Raw genomic sequence first — 15,794 nt, 5'->3', positions numbered from 1 at the left:
CAGATCATGTCAAAGCCGCTTATGACGCAGGTTTCGGACGCAGGCGAAAACCGCCGCCCGTCCAATCTCTTCTACATGACCCGCCTGCGCCGCCCGCTGGTCGACCGCGGCGAGGGCATCTATCTCTGGGACCAGAGCGGTAAGCGCCTGATTGACGGCTCCAGCGGCGCCATGGTGGTGAATCTCGGCCACGGCAATCGCAACGTGCTCGACGCCATGAAGCGGCAGATGGACCGCGTCACCTTCGCCTACCGGCTGCATTTCGAGAACGAGCCGGCCGAAGAGCTTGCCACGCGCATGGCGGAAAAGATGCCCGGCGATCTCGACCGGATTTTTTTCGTCTCCGGCGGCTCGGAGGCGGTGGAATCGGCGATCAAGCTCGCCAGACAGTGGGCCGTAGCGACAAGTCAACCGAGCCGCTGGAAGGTGATTTCGCGCTTTCCCTCCTATCATGGGGGCACCACCGGCTCGCTTGCGGTGACCGGCGACCTGGCGCTGACCGAAACCTTCGCGCCGCAGACGCGCACCATGCCGAAGATCCCGTCGCCGAGCGCCTATCGCGACCGCGACAATCTTTCCATGGAACAGCGCGGCCTGCGCTATGCCGACATGCTGGAGGAGAAGATCCTCGCCGAGGGCCCCGAAAGCGTGCTCGCTTTCATCATGGAGCCGATCGGCGGCGCAGCCACCGCCGCGCTCGTTCCGCCCGACAGCTATTTTCCGCGCATCCGCGAGATTTGTGACAAATACGGCATCTTGCTGATCCATGACGAAGTGATGACCGGGGCGGGACGCACCGGCAAATATCTCGGCGGTGATCACTGGAATTGCCGGCCTGACATCGTCGCCATGTCGAAAGGCATCGGCTCCGGCTACGCGCCGCTAGGGGCCATGGCCGCCTCCAGGCGACTGGTCGGGCCGGTGCTCGATTCCGGCGGCTTCCAGCATGGCTATACCTATGCCGGCAACCCGCTCTCCTGCGCGGCCGGCCTCGCCGTGCTCGACGAGATGGAGCGGCTGGGCTGCATCGCCAACGCCGCGGCGATGGGCGATCTCCTGAAACAGGAGCTGGAGGTGCTTGCCGAACGCTATCCCTTCGTCGTCAATGTGCGCGGCAAGGGGCTCCTGCTCGGCGCGAACCTCGTCATCGATCCCGAGACATTGGCGCCGCTGCCGCCGGCCGCGAAAGCCAACCAGCGGCTGGTGGATCTCGCCTATGAGCGCGGAATGATCATCTACTCACGGCGCATCCGCGGCGACGGCGTCGAGGCGGACAATTTCATGCTCGCACCGCCGCTCATCATCACGGCCGGGCAGGTCCGCGAGGTGATCGGTGTTCTCGATGATTCGCTCGCCGCGCTGGCGGCCGAACTCGACCTTCCCGTGAACGGCTGAGGAGACCCGCGTGGCGGAAAACAAGAAGTCTCGGAAGAAAGTCGTCATCACTTGCGCGGTGACAGGCTCGGTGCACACACCGTCCATGAGCCCCTATCTGCCGGTGACGCCCGACCAGATCGCGTCGGAGGCGATCGCGGCCGCGGAAGCCGGAGCGTCGATCCTGCATCTCCACGCCCGCGATCCGAAGGACGGCCACCCGACCGCCGACCCAGAAGTATTCATGCAATTCCTGCCGCGCATCAAGCAGGCGACCGACGCAGTCATCAACATCACCACCGGCGGCTCGTCGCTGATGACGCTTGACCAGCGCCTGGCCGCCCCGCTCAAGGCCGCGCCCGAAATGTGCTCGCTCAACATGGGCTCGATGAATTTCGCGCTTTTTCCAATACTCGACAGGCCGAGGGAATGGAAGCACGACTGGGAGCCCAAGCTGCTCGAAGCCACGCGCGACACGATCTTCAAGAATACTTTCGCCGACATGGAGACGGTGCTGGAAACGCTCGGCCGCGGTTGCGGCACACGCTTCGAGTTCGAGTGCTACGATGTCGGCCACCTCTATTCGCTGGCTCATTTTCGCGATCGCGGGCTGGTTTCCGGGCCGCTGTTCATTCAGTTCGTGTTCGGCATCCTCGGCGGCATCGGCGCCGACCCGGAAAACCTGACGCACATGAAGCGGATAGCCGACAAGCTGTTCGGCGCCGACTATGAATTCTCGGTGCTCGCTGCCGGGCGACACCAGATGCCGATGCTGTCGATCGCGGCCGCCATGGGCGGCAATGTGCGCGTCGGCTTGGAGGATTCGCTCTACGACGGGCGCGAACTGGCGAAGTCGAACGCCGACCAGGTCAGGCGCATCCGCACCATTCTGGAGGCGCTGTCGCTGGAGATAGCGACGCCGGCCGAGGCGCGCGAGATGCTGGCGCTCAAGGGCGGCGACCGGGTGGCGTTTTAGGCGATGATCCGCATCCGCCCCGCGACCATCGACGACGCCGACGCGATCCACGCGGCGATCCTCGGCATCGCCCAGGCGGTGGATGAGTTGCACAAGGTGAAAAGCACGCCGGACGACATACGCCGCTTCGGTTTCGGCCCGAACCCGGCGTTCGAGGCGCTGATTGCGGAAGTCGATGGCGCCTTCGCCGGCCTCTGTCTTTTCTTCCCGAGTTTCTCGACATGGCACGGTCGCCCGGGCGTATATGTGCAGGACCTGTTCGTGGCGGAGGAGTTTCGCGGGCATGGCGTCGGCGAAAAGCTGCTGAAGGGGCTGGCAGCGGTGACACGAGCGCGCGGCGGCCGCTACATTCGCCTCTCGGTCGATACCGGCAACCGCCGCGCCCGGGCATTTTACGAACGCATCGGACTTCGTCTTTCCGACGCCGAGCAGATATACACGGCCTACCGCGAGGATTTCGACGCGCTCGCCGACGCCGGCGATCACGAGGGGTAAGCACATGAAAGCCTACTTTGCCGACGAACAGAAGCGCCACGACCCGAAGGCGTTCTTGTCCAGCGGTGCAGCCCAGCCCAATCCGGAAAAGCCGGAGCGCGTCGAGCGGCTGCTTGCCGGGGCGCGTGCAGCGGGTTGCGAAATCCTTCGCCCGCGCGATTTCGGCCTTGCGCCGATCGCCGCTGTCCATACGCCGGAATATCTGGAGTTCCTCGAAAACATCTTCGTGCGTTGGCGGCGCATTGAGGGAGCGTCGGACGAGGTTATCCCGAACATTCATCCGATCGCCCGCGGCGGCAGCTATCCCGCCTCGGCCGTGGGTCAGGCCGGCTACCACATGGCCGACACGGCCTGCCCGATCTCGGCCGAAACCTTCGAGAGCGCCTGCTGGAGCGCATGGTCTGCGGTCGAGGCAGCCGTAGCGGTGATCTCCGGCGCCCCAGCCGCCTATGCGCTCTGCCGCCCGCCCGGCCATCATGCTTTCGCCGATGTCGCCGGCGGCTTCTGCTTCATCAACAATTCGGCGGTCGCAGCACAGCATCTTCGCAGACAGGCAGCGCGCGTCGCCATTCTCGATGTCGACCTGCACCACGGCAACGGCACGCAGGGTATCTTCTATGCCCGGCCCGATGTACTGACGGTCTCGATCCATGCCGATCCAGTCCGCTTCTATCCGTTCTTCTGGGGCCATGCCGACGAGCGCGGCGAGGGGCCGGGGCTCGGCTACAATCTCAACCTGCCGCTTGCCCGCAAATCAGGCGACGAACAATTTTTGGAAGCGCTCGAGATTGCCATCCGGCGCATCCGCGCCTTTTCACCGGACGCATTGGTGGTGGCGCTCGGGCTGGACGCCTTCGAAGGCGACCCCTTCGGCGGGCTATCTGTGACGACGCCTGGATTTTCGCGGATCGCGGAAGCTATTGCAAAGCTCGGCCAGCCGACCGTCATCGTCCAGGAAGGCGGCTATCTCTGCGACGCGCTGAGCGACAATCTGACCGCGTTTCTTGGCGGTTACGCGGACGCTGGCAGGTCCTGAAGCCAGAATGGGCCGCGCCCGGTTAAGGGCGCGACCCGTTCACCCGCCCAAACGGGCTACCAAGGCCGCCGCCAGTCGGCGAAGACGATCTGGTTGTCGCGGTGCTTGCCGCCCAGCGTTGCGCCGTAGTAGGCGCCTACCGCGCTGACCAGAAACGAGGCGGCGGTGACGAAGGCCGCGATCATCGCCACTTTGCGCGCCGTTTCGGCCGCCTGCCTCGCTTCCGCTTCAGCCGCCTGCGCATCGGCCAGCAGCGCATCGACGCGCTGCTGCGCCTGCGCCTCGTCCAGGCCTGCGCGGGCGGCGATGGTTGTCGTCAGATATTGCCGGTCGGCGTCGTTCAGCGCGCCGTCCGATACAGCGATGACGAGCACGCGGCCTATTTCGTCACGTGCTTCCGCGCTTACCGGCGGTGCGGCGGGATCTCCCGGACGCAGGAACCTGTCGACCAGAAGGTCGTAGGTGCCCGACAGAGGGTCTTCGCCCTCGGCCGCAGCGCCCGCACCGCTGGCCGCGCCTCCCGCGATCGTGCTGACCGACGTGGCGGCAGTGCTCGCCACGCCGCTTATGCCCCATATTGCGATGAAGGCGCTGATCAGAGCGCCGAGCGCCCATACGATAAGTCCGTGCGAGCCGTCGCGAATGTCGGATTCGTCTTCCGTCGCGTCGTGCTTTCGTCGGCGCAGCCGGCCGGTAAGGTAACCGCCGGCGATGAAACTGGAAATCTGGACCCAGAGAAGCCACAGCGCGGCGGCGATCGAGAACCAGAACAGCGTCATGCCTCTGCCTTCATAGGGCGAGGCGAAGGACAAGCCGAGCGCCGAGCCGAATGTCAGCAGGACGAATGAAATGGCGGTGGCGAATATTGTGCCGGCAAAGATCGCCGGCCAGTCGACGTAGGAAGTTTCGTCGGCTTGCACGCCGCCGACCGATATCAGGGGAGAGTCGGAAGTGGCCATCGAAGGTCTCCTCGGAAACATTTGGCTCGCACTACCGGCGGCAGCCGGATGACGGGCAACCGCTCAGCGCAGCCCGAACAGCGACAGAATTGCGAGAATGACCACGACAAGGCCGACGAGATAAATGATGCCGTGCATTTTCGTTCTCTCCCTTCAAGGCATTGCAACAACACTCAAAACCAACAAGTGGCGGGCAAGTTGGTTCCCGCAGCGCCTCAGAACGGTGACTTTTGGACCGCTGAAGGGGAAAAAATGAAAGGCGGGACTGTTTCGCGGGATTACGGAAGGTCTGCGGGATCGTCGTCTGCTCGATTGAGGACGACATCTTCGAAATTCACGGAGAGGATGCGTTGTCCGTCCTGGTCATAGACGCGGCAGGCCCAGCCGGTCCGCTCCTCGCCCTTCATCGTTGCCTCGACCAAAAGGTCGCGCGTCGATCTTTTGGCCTCTTCGTAGGCCGCGTCGAGATCTGGAAGGTCGATATCCGGCATCGTCTGCGTGCCGGTCTCGTCGCGAAATTCGAAACGGTAGAAAGGCACGGGCCATCCTGATGTCCGGCAGGCGTTACCAGCTTGCACCCTGCGCCGCCCACCCGTCCGGGCAGGCGGGGGCGTAGGGCATTACGCCAATTGCTAGGCTGCCTTGAGCGCCTTCGAATTGGCCATGGCGTCGGCCAGCTTGGTCAGGTCGGAATCGGTTTTCGACTCTTCCTGCAGCGTCTGGTCGAGCAGCTTCGCCGCATCGCTCATGCCGAGCACTTCGGCCCAGCGTTTCAGCGTGCCGTAGCGGGTTATCTCGTAATGTTCGACGGATTGCGCCGCGGACACCAGCCCGGCATCCAGCGCCGGAGTGCCCTTGTAATCCTCCAGTATCTCTTCGCCTTCCTCAATGATTCCTTCAATGGCCGGGCAGTTCTTGCCCTGCACGCGCTTGCCGAAGATCTCAAATACTTTTTCGAGCCGCTCGATCTGCGTCTCGGTTTCGTCGCGGTGTTTTTCGAACGCGGCCTTTACCTCGGCGCCCTCGGCGCCCTTCGCCATCTTCGGCAGGGCCTTCAGGATCTTGCGCTCGGCGTAGAGAATGTCCTTCAGCCCGTCGTGGAACAGGTCCTCCAGCGTCTTTTGCTTGGCCATTGTGTGTTGTCTCCGGTTCCGGTCAGTGGCGGCTCTGCGCCCCACGCGTGTTTCTCTGCATCTGGTGGCCGGGTTCGCGTTTCTGGAACGGAACCCATGGATTGGCGCGGATGATTTGTTCGAGCTGTTCGGGCCGCTCGATGCGGCGGCCGATTGCGTTTTGCTGGCGTTGCTTCAGCCATAAGGGCTGCATTTCAGCCAGAAAGCTGCTGATCAGTTTCTTCATTTGGCGTACCCTCCCGAGAGCACCATCCGCACCCGCCCTTCAACAGCGGCGCGGCTCGTTGGTTCCCGAAATTGCGCAAAGAATCCGCCTTTAAGAGGGCGGTAGGGCTGCGGGTCAATCGCCGAAGCGCTCGCCCTCGTCCCGGTCCAGCAGATCGTGGCGGATCGCGGCCTCTTCCTCGTCGTCAGGCAGGGCCTCGTCGCTCTCCTGGTAGGGATTGTCGTCGTCGTCTTCTTGCGAAAGGTCCGTCTCCTCGGGGATCACTTCCACTTCTTCCGACGCGAAGACGTCCTCTTCATCGGCGCCCGCTTCAGCTTCGGCGGCGTCGACCCGTTCCCAGTCCTCTTCCACGACTGGCGCATCGTCCTCTACGGCCTCGGGCACATCCTCTTCGGCTGGATTGCCGGGTTGGCCGGGCTTGTCCTGATCTGCCATCGTCATTTGGGATACCTTTCTCCCTGCGGGCGTTCTCGCCGCTTCCGGCCAGGCGGCGGCAGAAGCGCGATCGGATGCCTTATCCGGTTTTCCGCCATCACGCGGTTGACCACCCAGCCGGCGAAGAGAATGGAGAGCATGCGAACCATATTCAGCGCCTCCTCACGGGCCTGAAATCAGCGGTTTCGGGCGGCCAGTACGGAAACCAGCGTGCACTCAGCAACGCCAGCAATAAATCGATCAGCCTGTCCATTGCGCATCTCCCGGTAGTCGGGAAAAAGCGGACGAGGGGGGATTTGGTTCCGGCTTTGTTAGAAATTTTGGCTTGGCCGGCGACAGCGCCGCCGCGCTCGGTCAGCCTATGCCGACTTGCTCTTCGAGGAGGATTTCGGCTTGGCTTTTTCGGACTTCTCCTTGTCCGGCCTGTTCGACTTCTTGCGCGGCGCGGGCTTATCCTCCGACGCTCCGGCCGATTTGCCGGCGTCCTCGGCCAGGCTTTTTCTCAACGCGTCGAAGAGATTGACGACGTTGGAGGGTTTCGTCTCCGGCTTTGCCTTCTGTATCTTCTTGCCGGCCTTCTTGGAGCGGACGAGTTCGATCAGCGCTGTTTCGTAATGGTCCTCGAATTTGGCCGGATTGAATTTGGCTTTCTTCTTGTCGACGATGTCGGCCGCCAGCTCGACCATGTCCTCGTCGAGCTTCACCCCCTTCAAGTCGTCGAAGATTTCGTCCGGTTTGCGCACCGTGTTCTGGTAGCGCAGCGTCGTGACCAGCATGCCCTTGCCGAAGGGTTCGACCAGCACCGGCCGCTCCCGGCGATAGAGCACGATGCGGGCCAGCCCGGCCATCTTCTTGGCGGCGAGCGCCTCGCGGATGACGGCGAATGCTTCCTCCGACACCTTGTCGGCCGGGCTCAAATAGTAAGGAGTGTCGAGGTAGACCTCCTTGATGTCGGACTTGTCGACGAATCCCTCGAGTTCCATCGTATGGGAGGATTCGATCTGGACCGCCTCGATCTCCTCCTCCTCGATCAGCAGGAATTCGTCATCGTCTATCTCATAGCCCTTGACCTGGCTGTCTTCGTCGACCGGTTTTCCGCTGGCCGAGTCGATGTACTGTCGCTTCACCCTGTTGCCGGTCTTCCGATTGATGGTGCGGAACGAGATTTTGCCGCTTTGCGTGGTGGCGTTGGACAACTCCACGGCGCAGGTCACCAGCGAAAGCTTCAGATAACCCTTCCATGCCGGCCGCAGTGCCATTCTCATGCCTCGCATTGCCAATGCGCAGTCCGGCGCGACGAGCGGCAGGCCTGCGCGGCGCATAATACGCCTAAACCAGGTTAACGCTATCCTACGCAATTCGCGGCGGGCGTCGCGGTCCGCGGCTGGATATAGGCGGCCTTTCAAGCCGGCAATTGGTCTGGTAGTCGGAATGGACGGGAGCGTTGCGCTCCCGAACGAGGGGACCGTTCATGCATGAAATCGATAGCCGGCTCGCATTCACGGTCGAACTGGCGAGGGAAGCCGGCGAACTGGGCAGCCGCTATTTCCGCGAGATCGAATCGCTGACCATCGAGAGCAAGGGCCATCAGGATCTGGTGTCGAATGGCGACCGCGAGGTGGAATTGTTCATCCGTGCCGCCCTGCAGAAGGAATTCCCCGACGATGCCATTGTCGGCGAGGAGCACGCGGCGCTGAGCGGCACGTCCGGCCATGTCTGGGTGATCGACCCGATCGACGGCACCGCCAATTTCGTGCGCGGCATTCCCGCCTGGTGCGTCGTCATCGCTTGCGCCAAGGACGGAGTGACCGAAATCGGAGTCATCAACGAGCCGTCCACGGGCGAGATTTTCTATGCCCGGCGCGGCGGCGGCGCATTCCTGAACGGCCGCCCGATCAGGACCAGCGCCGCGACCAGCCTTGCGGAAGGTTCGGTCGGGACCGGTTTTTCCAATCGCGCCGAACTGAAGAACATCGTCACGCTGATCCAGTTGCTGTTCGAGGAGGGCGGGGTGTTCTTCCGCAACGCCTCCGGCGCGCTGATGCTGGCCTATGTGGCGGCGGGCAGGCTTCTCGCCTATTGCGAGGAGCACATGAACGCGTGGGATTGCCTCGCCGGCCTGCTTCTGGTCGAGGAAGCCGGGGGACGCATCCTTGTTCCGGACCCGGAAACCGTCGTCGAACGTGGGTCGATGGTCGTCGCCAGCGGGGCGGGCGTGTTCGACAAGGTCAGCGCGCTTTGCGACGACGCCTTCAGTCGGTAATCAGCACCGGGCCTTTCGCCGGAAATCCGATCCCGACCGCGGTCCCTTGCTCGAACGGAGCGTTCACATCCGGTGAGGTGACGAAAATGTCGCCGAATTGCGTCTCGGCCACGAATTCGAGATGACTGCCGACATAGGTCACCTTGCGCAGCCTGCCGGCCAGCGTGTTTTCGGCTCCACCCTCTCGGATGTCGATGCGGTTCGGCCGCGCCGCCAGCCTGGCCGGACCGACCTGCCGGCCACGCGCCGGTAGGCGCATCTCCACCGGGCCGAGCCGCACATCGGCGATGCCGCCGCTCACCGATGTCACCTCGCAGTCGAGGATGTTTGCTTCGCCGATAAAGTCCGCCACGAAGGCGTTGGCGGGGGCGTCGTAGAGTTCGCGCGGCGTGCCATCCTGCGCAATCGCGGCATTGTTCATGACGATGATGCGGTCCGAAACGGCAAGCGCCTCCTCCTGGTCATGCGTCACATAGACCACCGTCAGGCCGAGCTTGGTCTGGATCTCCCGGATTTCCTCCCGGACGTGTCGCCTGAGCTTGGCATCGAGATTGGAGAGCGGCTCGTCGAAAAGCAGCACTTGCGGCTCCAGCACCAGCGCGCGGGCGACGGCTACACGCTGCTGTTGCCCACCCGAGAGCTGACTCGGAAAGCGCTCGCCGAAGCCGGTCAGGCCGACGAGTTCCAGGCCTGCGCTGGCTCGATCCTTCACCTCGCGCCTGGCGAAGCCGGAAAAGCGCAGGCCGTATTCGACGTTTTCCGTCACCGTCATGTGCGGGAACAACGCGTAGGACTGGAACACCATGGAAACGTCGCGATCGGTCGCCGGCAGCCGGGTCACGTCCTTGCCGCCGATCAGGATCGTACCGCTCGTCGCCATCTCCAGCCCGGCGATCATGCGAAGCGTCGTGGTCTTGCCGCAGCCGGACGGGCCAAGCAGCGTCACCAGTTTGCCTGCCGCGACCGAGAGCGAGACATCGTTCACGGCTGGAACGGCGCTCTTGCCGTAGATCTTGGTGACGTCGCGGAACTCCACCGATGCGGCGTTGCTGCGTATTTCGGCCATATCAGCCGCCTCCCGTGAAAGCCGGTTGCTGCCGCGCGGGCAGGCTGACATTGCTGCGCCAGCCTGCCGATTGCGGATCCTCGCGGCCACGCCTGCCCAGCTTACGGCTGCCGACGGCAAGCTGCATCAGTCCGATCACGACGAGCATCACTGCGATCAGCACGGACGAATAGGCGATGGCGACGCCGTATTCGTTGTTTTCCACGCGTCCGACAATGTAGCTGGTCGACATGTCGTAACGTGCGCTGACTAGGAAGATGACCGCGCTGATGGCGGTCATGGCGCGCACGAAGGAATAGACCAGCGCCGCAAGGATGGCGGGCCTGAGCAGCGGCAGCACCACATTGCGAAATGTCTGCCAGGAATTGGCGCCGAGCGTCAGCGAGGATTCGTCGAGGCTGCGGTCGATCTGCGACATCGAGGCGACCCCCGCGCGTACCCCGACCGGCATGTTGCGGAAGATGAAGGACAGGATGAGGATCAGGCCCGTTCCGGTCAGTTCGATCGGCGGCACGTTGAAGGCGATCACATAGGAGACGCCGATAACCGTGCCGGGGATAGCGAAAGACAGCATGGTGCCGAACTCGAAGCCTTCCTTGCCGGCGAAATCCTGCCGGACCAGGAGATAGGCGGTCAGAAGCCCGATCATCGCCGTCAGCGGGGCGGAGATCAGCGAAATGGTGATCGTCGTCCAGAAGGAACTCCAGGCCGAGCCTATCCAGTGTATGCCGAACTCGTTCCAGCCGATCGCGAAGGATTTGACGTAATGAGTGAAGGTCAGGCTGTGGTCGACGCCCCACAGCTTGACGAAGCTGCCGTAGAAGATCGTCGCATAGACGAAAATAGTGAACGCGGCCCATGCTCCGGCAACCGCATAGACGGAGTATTTCAGGCCGTTGGGCAGATGCGGATGGACGCCGGCGTCGCCCTTGCCGGAGACGGTGGTGTAGGATTTCCTGCCCAGCCAGAAGCGCTGCGCGTAGAACGCGCTCAGCGTGAAGAAAAGGAGCACGAGCGCCAGTATGGCGGCCTGGGCCTGGTCGTATTGCGCGCCGACGATGGCGAAGAATATCTCGGTCGAGAGCACGTCGAAATTGCCGCCGAGCACCAGCGGATTGCCGAAATCGGCCATGCTTTCGATGAAGCCGAGCAGGAAAGCGTTTGCCAGTCCCGGGCGCATCAGCGGCAGCGACACGGTGCGGAAGGTCTGCCAGCGATTGGCGCGCAATGTCTGCGCCGCTTCCTCCATCGACGGGCTGACGCCCTCGACAACGCCGATCAGCACCAGGAAGGCGATCGGCGTGAAGGCGAGCACCTGCGCGATAAGGAGGCCCGGCAGGCCGTAGACCCAGCGGGTAGGCTGTACGCCGAAAAGCTCGGCGAAGGTCTGCGTCACCGCGCCGGACAGGCCGAACAGAAGGATGATGGCAAGGCCGATGACAAAGGGCGGCGTGATGATCGGCAGCACCGTCAGCGCCCTGAGCAGTCTGCCGTACCGGAATCCGGTTCGCGTGACGACGAGCGCGAAGATCAGGCCGAGCAAGGTGGTGAGGATGCCGACAAGCACGGCCAGGAAGAGCGAGTTCCAGGCGACGCCGCAGCGGCTGCCACCGGCCAGGCAGCCAAGCCCCCAGAGCCGGTGGCTGAAGAGCTTGGCAAAGAAGGTCGCGAGCGAATAGCTGCCTTCCTCGGTGATTAGCGCACTGAGCAGCATCTGGAAAATCGGCATGAAGATGAACAGGCTGACCACCGCGACCACGAAACCGATCGAGCCGACCACGAACACGTCGCCGCCGACCGCGCCGCGTCCGGCGAGCCCGAGCGTGAACAGGAACAGGAAGGCGCCGGCGGTGAGCAGCGCGCCGTAGCCCATGCCGAACTGGCGGTCGTCCAGTTCGCCAAAAAGCGTTGTCAGCCAGTCGAACTGGAAGCCTTGCAGGCCTATGGCGAAACCTTGGAACAGCAGCCAGGAAAAGCCGGCCGCGCCGATTGCGATCAGCAGCGCACCGGACAGCGGATCGCTCTTTTCCCGGCCCCATAACAGGAACGGGGCGGTGAGGAGCACGCCCATCGGCGCTAGCCAGGGCTTCTCGCCCTGCAGGATGAGGAACAGGGCAGGCGCTACGTCGCCATTGAAAGGATAGCCGTCAAGCAGCCAGGACAGCGTGAAGAAATTGCTGTCCAGCCCGTACCAGGGCAACACGGCAAAGCCGAGCCATCCGACCGCCATCCAAAGGATGACGGTCGGATGCAATCGGCTGCCGGTCTTGCGGGCCCGCACGGTCTACTGCGGCAGCGTCGAGACTTCCTCGTCCCATTTCTGCAGCAGGCGCTTGCGCTCGTCGCTCGACCCGTATTTCTTGAAATCGTAGTCGATGAGCTTGATCGTCGAGAGGTCGGGCGCTTTGTCGGAGCTCTCGGCCGACTTATTTGACGGCAGCTGGAAGGAATTCGCTTCCTGCGCCTTGGACTGCATTTCTGCGGTCAGGGCCCAGTCGTAGAACCTCTTGGCGGCGTCGGCGTTGCGCGCCCCTTTGATCAGCGACATCGAGCCGATCTCGTATCCGGTGCCCTCGCAGGGCGCGACGGTGACGATCGGGAAGCCGGCGACCGTCTGCGCCACCGCGTCATGCATGAAGACAATGCCGATCGTGGTCTCGCCGAGACCGGCGGCCTTGATCGGCGCCGAGCCGGATTTCGTGTACTGGTTCACGTTCTTGTGCAGGGCCTTCATGTACTCGAAGCCCTTGTCCTCGCCGAACAGCTGAACCATCGTCGCGAGCGTGGTGTAGGCGGTGCCTGAAGAGTTCGGATTGGCGATCTGGATGTGGCCCTTATACTCGGGCTTCGTCAGGTCTTCCCAGCATTTCGGCTCCGGAAGGTTGTTCTTGGCCAGCAGTTCGCTGTTGTAGCCGAAGCCGAGCGCGCCCGAATAGACGCCGATCGTCTTGTTGTCGGCCGCTTCCGCCTGCTTGATCGCCCAGGGATGAAGCTGGTCGCGCATCGGCGAGACATACTCCTCGGTCAGGCCTTCCTCGGCCGCCTGCAAATGCGGGTCGCCGGTGCCGCCCCACCAGATGTCGCCCTTCGGGTTTCCGGCTTCGGCGCGCACCTGGGCATAGGTCTCGCCCGAGCTCTTGCGGGTCATATCGACCGTGATCCCGGTCTCGGCCTCGAAGCCGGTCTTGATCTGTTGGCACCATGCTTCGTCGGCGCTGCAATAGAGCGTCAGGCTCTCCGCGCTCGCTCCCGAAATGCCGGAAAACAGGCCGGCCGCCAGCATAGTGGCGCCCAGCAGATTCTTGCTTGTCATCGAAAAACTCCTCCCTGGTCGTTTGCCGTCTTACGAAACGTTTCCGTTTCGGTGCGGCGGCAAACAGATTGCGGGCTTTCCCGATGAATTGCAATTGGCAGAGATTCGGCACGCGCCGCGCCGATCGGGACGAGTTGCCGTCTCGAGCATCCGCCTTATCTCAGCAGCCAGCCGCACTTCGTCGCCGTTGAAGGCTTCGATCATAGCAGGCAGAAAAATCTCCGGTTCCAGTTGCTCCAGATCGAGAGGATGTCCAGCTTGGTCGGCCAAAAGTCCGAAGAGTACCATCTGAGTGCGGCCATTCCCTTCGCGAAACGGATGAATGGCATTCAGTTCACCGAGAAAATGCGCGCCGTCCGCCGCAAATCCCTGCTCATCCAGCCCGCGTAAGAAATCCTGCTGTTTCAGCCAGTTGAACCTCCGCGGCCAGCCGGGCTTGCGTCGGGGCGGACCTCTCCACCATATTGGAATCGCGGCGAATTTCGCGGCAGTCCTCCATTTTGAGTGAAAGGTGCAGCCACAGCAATGCCGCATGAAACGCCCCTGATCGCAACGATCGTCACCGGTCTGGGGCTGGCATTCGTCTTCGGTGCGCTGGCCAACCGTTTCCGCATTCCACCGCTTGTCGGCTACCTGATCGCAGGCGTTCTGGTTGGGCCGAACACGCCCGGCTTCGTCGCCGATCAAAACCTGGCACTGGAACTCGCCGAGATCGGCGTGATCCTGCTGATGTTCGGCGTCGGCCTGCATTTCTCGCTCAAGGATCTTCTGTCGGTGCGCGCCATAGCGATCCCCGGCGCCGTGGTGCAGATCGGATTTGCAACGGCGCTTGGCGCCGGCCTCGCCTGGATGCTGGGCTGGCCGGTCGGCGCCGGCATCGTCTTCGGCCTGGCCCTGTCGGTCGCGAGTACTGTCGTGCTTTTGCGCGCACTTCAGGAACGCCGCATGATCGACACGGAGCGCGGCCACATCGCCGTCGGCTGGCTCATCGTCGAGGATCTGGCGATGGTGCTCGCGCTGGTTCTGCTGCCGGCGCTGGCCGGCATGCTCGGCAGCACAGGGCAGGGTGTGGAAACCAGCGCCAATATCCTGTCGCTACGGTTCGATCTCGGTCTGTGGGGGGTCGTCGGCGTAACGCTGGCCAAAGTCGCCGCCTTCGTCATCATCATGGTCGTGGTCGGCCGCCGGATCATCCCGTGGATGCTGCACTATGTCGCCCACACCGGCTCGCGCGAATTGTTCCGGCTCTCGGTGCTCGCAATAGCGCTCGGCGTCGCCTTCGGCGCGGCGCAACTGTTCGGCGTCTCGCTGGCGCTCGGCGCGTTCTTCGCCGGCATGATCATGAGCGAATCCGAATTGTCGCAGCAGGCGGCGGAGGAATCGCTGCCGCTGCGTGATGCCTTTTCGGTGCTGTTCTTCGTCTCGGTGGGCATGCTGTTCGATCCGACGACCCTGTTTCACGAAACTTGGCCCATCCTGGCGACGCTGTTCATCATCGTCATAGGAAAATCGGTGGCCGCCTTCCTGATCGTCCTGGCCTTCGGCTACCCGATCGCCACGGCGCTGGTCATCTCGGCCAGTCTGGCGCAGATCGGCGAATTCTCCTTCATTCTGGCCGAACTCGGCGTCGGGCTGGACCTGCTTCCCGAGCAGGGGCGCGACCTGATCCTTGCCGGCGCGATCCTGTCCATCATGCTCAACCCGCTGGTTTTTGCCGGCGCCGAGCGCCTGAAGCCCTGGCTGGAGAAGCGGGTGGGCAAGATCGCGGCCGCGCCTGCGGCCAAACCGGTCGCGCCGGCAACGGAGCCCGGCCAGGTCGCGACCTTGGCAGAGGCCCCGGGCGACGCGGGGGATGGTGCGCCGCCACTGACCAGGATGAATGAGCATACGATTCTGGTCGGTTACGGCCGGGTCGGCGATCTTGTCGGTCAATCGCTCAAGCAAGCAGGTCTGCCGTTTCTCGTCATCGAAGACTCGGACAAGACGCTTGCCCGGCTGCAAGCCGACGGCATCGAAACGGTGGCCGGCAACGCCGCCAAAGGCGAGGTATTCGCATCGGCCAATGCAGCCGGGGCGAAGCGGCTGATCCTGGCCATCCCCAACGCATTCGAGGCCGGCCAGATCATCCTGCGCGCGCGGGCGGCCAATCCGGCCATCGCCATCATCGCCCGCGCCCATTCCGACGCCGAGGTCGAGCATTTGAGGAGGCTCGGCGCCGACACCGTGATCATGGGCGAACGCGAGATCGCGCGCGGTATTGTCGAGCAGATTCTGGAAGGCGATGTCGAGCCGCCCTTGGCAAATGACGAACCGGAGACGCCGGACGACACGAAACCGACGGAACCACCCGCGGCCGCCTAGTCTGTTGTGTATCAACAGCCGCTGAGCCCTTCTGGTCCGGATCGAGCATCTGCCGGGTCGTTCCTGACAAAGTATGCTTCGCCGTCTTCATCCTTGTTGCAAACGATTTGCAATTGCATTGACAGTCGCAAGGACCTGCCCTACCTATGCCTAGGCT

General features: G+C 63.2%; 17 protein-coding genes. 6 read left to right on the top strand and 11 right to left on the bottom strand.

The annotated features are described in order from the left end of the window. The first annotated feature begins 6 nt into the window (after nucleotides 1-6). The 4 genes from ABVK50_RS27410 (at nucleotide 7) to ABVK50_RS27395 (ending at nucleotide 3,881) form a co-directional block, all read left to right on the top strand. Nucleotides 7-1,395: an aspartate aminotransferase family protein gene (locus ABVK50_RS27410; protein WP_353643585.1), complete on the top strand. Its 1,389-nt coding sequence runs from the start codon at nucleotides 7-9 to the stop codon at nucleotides 1,393-1,395. 85 nt (nucleotides 1,396-1,480) lie between these two features. Next, the gene (locus tag ABVK50_RS27405) at nucleotides 1,481-2,350 is read left to right on the top strand and encodes a 3-keto-5-aminohexanoate cleavage protein (RefSeq protein WP_353645786.1); all 870 of its coding nucleotides are present in this window, start codon (nucleotides 1,481-1,483) and stop codon (nucleotides 2,348-2,350) included. Nucleotides 2,351-2,353: 3 nt separating this feature from the next. Continuing rightward, nucleotides 2,354-2,845 (top strand): GNAT family N-acetyltransferase, encoded by a 492-nt coding sequence (locus ABVK50_RS27400; RefSeq protein WP_353643586.1) that lies wholly within the window; start codon nucleotides 2,354-2,356, stop codon nucleotides 2,843-2,845. A 4-nt stretch (nucleotides 2,846-2,849) separates the two neighbouring features. Next, nucleotides 2,850-3,881 carry a histone deacetylase family protein gene (locus ABVK50_RS27395; RefSeq protein WP_353643587.1) on the top strand — a complete coding sequence of 344 codons (1,032 nt, stop codon included), beginning with the start codon at nucleotides 2,850-2,852 and terminating at the stop codon, nucleotides 3,879-3,881. A gap of 56 nt (nucleotides 3,882-3,937) precedes the next feature. Here the strand turns inward: ABVK50_RS27395 and ABVK50_RS27390 are convergent, their stop codons facing one another. The 7 genes from ABVK50_RS27390 to ABVK50_RS27360 form a co-directional block, all read right to left on the bottom strand. Continuing rightward, on the bottom strand, nucleotides 3,938-4,840 hold the full coding sequence (locus ABVK50_RS27390; protein ID WP_353643588.1) for a hypothetical protein: 903 nt from the start codon (nucleotides 4,838-4,840) through the stop codon (nucleotides 3,938-3,940). Nucleotides 4,841-5,118: 278 nt separating this feature from the next. Beyond that, nucleotides 5,119-5,379 carry a hypothetical protein gene (locus ABVK50_RS27385; RefSeq protein WP_353643589.1) on the bottom strand — a complete coding sequence of 87 codons (261 nt, stop codon included), beginning with the start codon at nucleotides 5,377-5,379 and terminating at the stop codon, nucleotides 5,119-5,121. Between the two features lie 93 nt (nucleotides 5,380-5,472). Continuing rightward, nucleotides 5,473-5,973: a DUF892 family protein gene (locus tag ABVK50_RS27380; protein ID WP_353643590.1), complete on the bottom strand. Its 501-nt coding sequence runs from the start codon at nucleotides 5,971-5,973 to the stop codon at nucleotides 5,473-5,475. Between the two features lie 22 nt (nucleotides 5,974-5,995). Continuing rightward, on the bottom strand, nucleotides 5,996-6,199 hold the full coding sequence (locus ABVK50_RS27375) for a hypothetical protein (protein WP_353643591.1): 204 nt from the start codon (nucleotides 6,197-6,199) through the stop codon (nucleotides 5,996-5,998). 114 nt (nucleotides 6,200-6,313) lie between these two features. After that, nucleotides 6,314-6,640 (bottom strand): hypothetical protein, encoded by a 327-nt coding sequence (locus ABVK50_RS27370; RefSeq protein WP_353643592.1) that lies wholly within the window; start codon nucleotides 6,638-6,640, stop codon nucleotides 6,314-6,316. Then, nucleotides 6,637-6,783 carry a hypothetical protein gene (locus ABVK50_RS27365; RefSeq protein WP_353643593.1) on the bottom strand — a complete coding sequence of 49 codons (147 nt, stop codon included), beginning with the start codon at nucleotides 6,781-6,783 and terminating at the stop codon, nucleotides 6,637-6,639. Before ABVK50_RS27365 ends, ABVK50_RS27370 begins: the two co-directional genes overlap by 4 nt. A 210-nt stretch (nucleotides 6,784-6,993) precedes the next feature. After that, nucleotides 6,994-7,893, bottom strand: coding sequence for a Ku protein (locus tag ABVK50_RS27360; protein ID WP_353643594.1), 900 nt, complete (start codon nucleotides 7,891-7,893; stop codon nucleotides 6,994-6,996). 212 nt (nucleotides 7,894-8,105) lie between these two features. On the opposite strand from ABVK50_RS27360, the gene ABVK50_RS27355 reads away from it, so the two are divergent. Continuing rightward, entirely contained in the window at nucleotides 8,106-8,897 is a 792-nt protein-coding gene (locus tag ABVK50_RS27355; protein WP_353643595.1) for an inositol monophosphatase family protein, read from the top strand. Here the strand turns inward: ABVK50_RS27355 and ABVK50_RS27350 are convergent. The 4 genes from ABVK50_RS27350 to ABVK50_RS27335 are packed head-to-tail and all read right to left on the bottom strand — an operon-like array spanning nucleotide 8,887 to nucleotide 13,810. Then, nucleotides 8,887-9,963: an ABC transporter ATP-binding protein gene (locus ABVK50_RS27350; protein WP_353643596.1), complete on the bottom strand. Its 1,077-nt coding sequence runs from the start codon at nucleotides 9,961-9,963 to the stop codon at nucleotides 8,887-8,889. The genes ABVK50_RS27355 and ABVK50_RS27350 overlap by 11 nt on opposite strands. A gap of 1 nt (nucleotide 9,964) precedes the next feature. Further along, nucleotides 9,965-12,193, bottom strand: coding sequence for an iron ABC transporter permease (locus ABVK50_RS27345; protein ID WP_353645787.1), 2,229 nt, complete (start codon nucleotides 12,191-12,193; stop codon nucleotides 9,965-9,967). Between the two features lie 54 nt (nucleotides 12,194-12,247). Beyond that, complete coding sequence (locus ABVK50_RS27340; protein WP_353643597.1) at nucleotides 12,248-13,276, bottom strand: ABC transporter substrate-binding protein; 1,029 nt, start codon at nucleotides 13,274-13,276, stop codon at nucleotides 12,248-12,250. A gap of 30 nt (nucleotides 13,277-13,306) precedes the next feature. After that, nucleotides 13,307-13,810, bottom strand: coding sequence for a Fic family protein (locus tag ABVK50_RS27335; RefSeq protein WP_353643598.1), 504 nt, complete (start codon nucleotides 13,808-13,810; stop codon nucleotides 13,307-13,309). On the opposite strand from ABVK50_RS27335, the gene ABVK50_RS27330 reads away from it, so the two are divergent. Then, the gene (locus ABVK50_RS27330; protein ID WP_353643599.1) at nucleotides 13,802-15,637 is read left to right on the top strand and encodes a cation:proton antiporter; all 1,836 of its coding nucleotides are present in this window, start codon (nucleotides 13,802-13,804) and stop codon (nucleotides 15,635-15,637) included. The genes ABVK50_RS27335 and ABVK50_RS27330 overlap by 9 nt on opposite strands. The last annotated feature ends 157 nt before the right edge of the window (nucleotides 15,638-15,794 follow it).

It is taken from the genome of Mesorhizobium sp. WSM2240 (genome assembly GCF_040438645.1).
Lineage (GTDB): Bacteria > Pseudomonadota > Alphaproteobacteria > Rhizobiales > Rhizobiaceae > Allomesorhizobium.
This window is presented reverse-complemented; position numbering and strand designations above follow the sequence as displayed.

What these genes read in the sequence shown, in the direction of transcription:
- ABVK50_RS27410 (WP_353643585.1), top strand. Translation starts at nt 7, where the DNA reads ATGTCAAAGCCGCTTATGACGCAGGTTTCGGACGCAGGCGAAAACCGC.
- ABVK50_RS27405 (WP_353645786.1), top strand. Translation starts at nt 1,481, where the DNA reads ATGAGCCCCTATCTGCCGGTGACGCCCGACCAGATCGCGTCGGAGGCG.
- ABVK50_RS27400 (WP_353643586.1), top strand. Translation starts at nt 2,354, where the DNA reads ATGATCCGCATCCGCCCCGCGACCATCGACGACGCCGACGCGATCCAC.
- ABVK50_RS27395 (WP_353643587.1), top strand. Translation starts at nt 2,850, where the DNA reads ATGAAAGCCTACTTTGCCGACGAACAGAAGCGCCACGACCCGAAGGCG.
- ABVK50_RS27390 (WP_353643588.1), bottom strand. Translation starts at nt 4,840, where the DNA reads ATGGCCACTTCCGACTCTCCCCTGATATCGGTCGGCGGCGTGCAAGCC.
- ABVK50_RS27380 (WP_353643590.1), bottom strand. Translation starts at nt 5,973, where the DNA reads ATGGCCAAGCAAAAGACGCTGGAGGACCTGTTCCACGACGGGCTGAAG.
- ABVK50_RS27375 (WP_353643591.1), bottom strand. Translation starts at nt 6,199, where the DNA reads ATGAAGAAACTGATCAGCAGCTTTCTGGCTGAAATGCAGCCCTTATGG.
- ABVK50_RS27370 (WP_353643592.1), bottom strand. Translation starts at nt 6,640, where the DNA reads ATGACGATGGCAGATCAGGACAAGCCCGGCCAACCCGGCAATCCAGCC.
- ABVK50_RS27365 (WP_353643593.1), bottom strand. Translation starts at nt 6,783, where the DNA reads ATGGTTCGCATGCTCTCCATTCTCTTCGCCGGCTGGGTGGTCAACCGC.
- ABVK50_RS27360 (WP_353643594.1), bottom strand. Translation starts at nt 7,893, where the DNA reads ATGGCACTGCGGCCGGCATGGAAGGGTTATCTGAAGCTTTCGCTGGTG.
- ABVK50_RS27355 (WP_353643595.1), top strand. Translation starts at nt 8,106, where the DNA reads ATGCATGAAATCGATAGCCGGCTCGCATTCACGGTCGAACTGGCGAGG.
- ABVK50_RS27350 (WP_353643596.1), bottom strand. Translation starts at nt 9,963, where the DNA reads ATGGCCGAAATACGCAGCAACGCCGCATCGGTGGAGTTCCGCGACGTC.
- ABVK50_RS27345 (WP_353645787.1), bottom strand. Translation starts at nt 12,193, where the DNA reads ATGGCGGTCGGATGGCTCGGCTTTGCCGTGTTGCCCTGGTACGGGCTG.
- ABVK50_RS27340 (WP_353643597.1), bottom strand. Translation starts at nt 13,276, where the DNA reads ATGACAAGCAAGAATCTGCTGGGCGCCACTATGCTGGCGGCCGGCCTG.
- ABVK50_RS27330 (WP_353643599.1), top strand. Translation starts at nt 13,802, where the DNA reads ATGCCGCATGAAACGCCCCTGATCGCAACGATCGTCACCGGTCTGGGG.
- ABVK50_RS27335 (WP_353643598.1), bottom strand. Translation starts at nt 13,810, where the DNA reads ATGCGGCATTGCTGTGGCTGCACCTTTCACTCAAAATGGAGGACTGCC.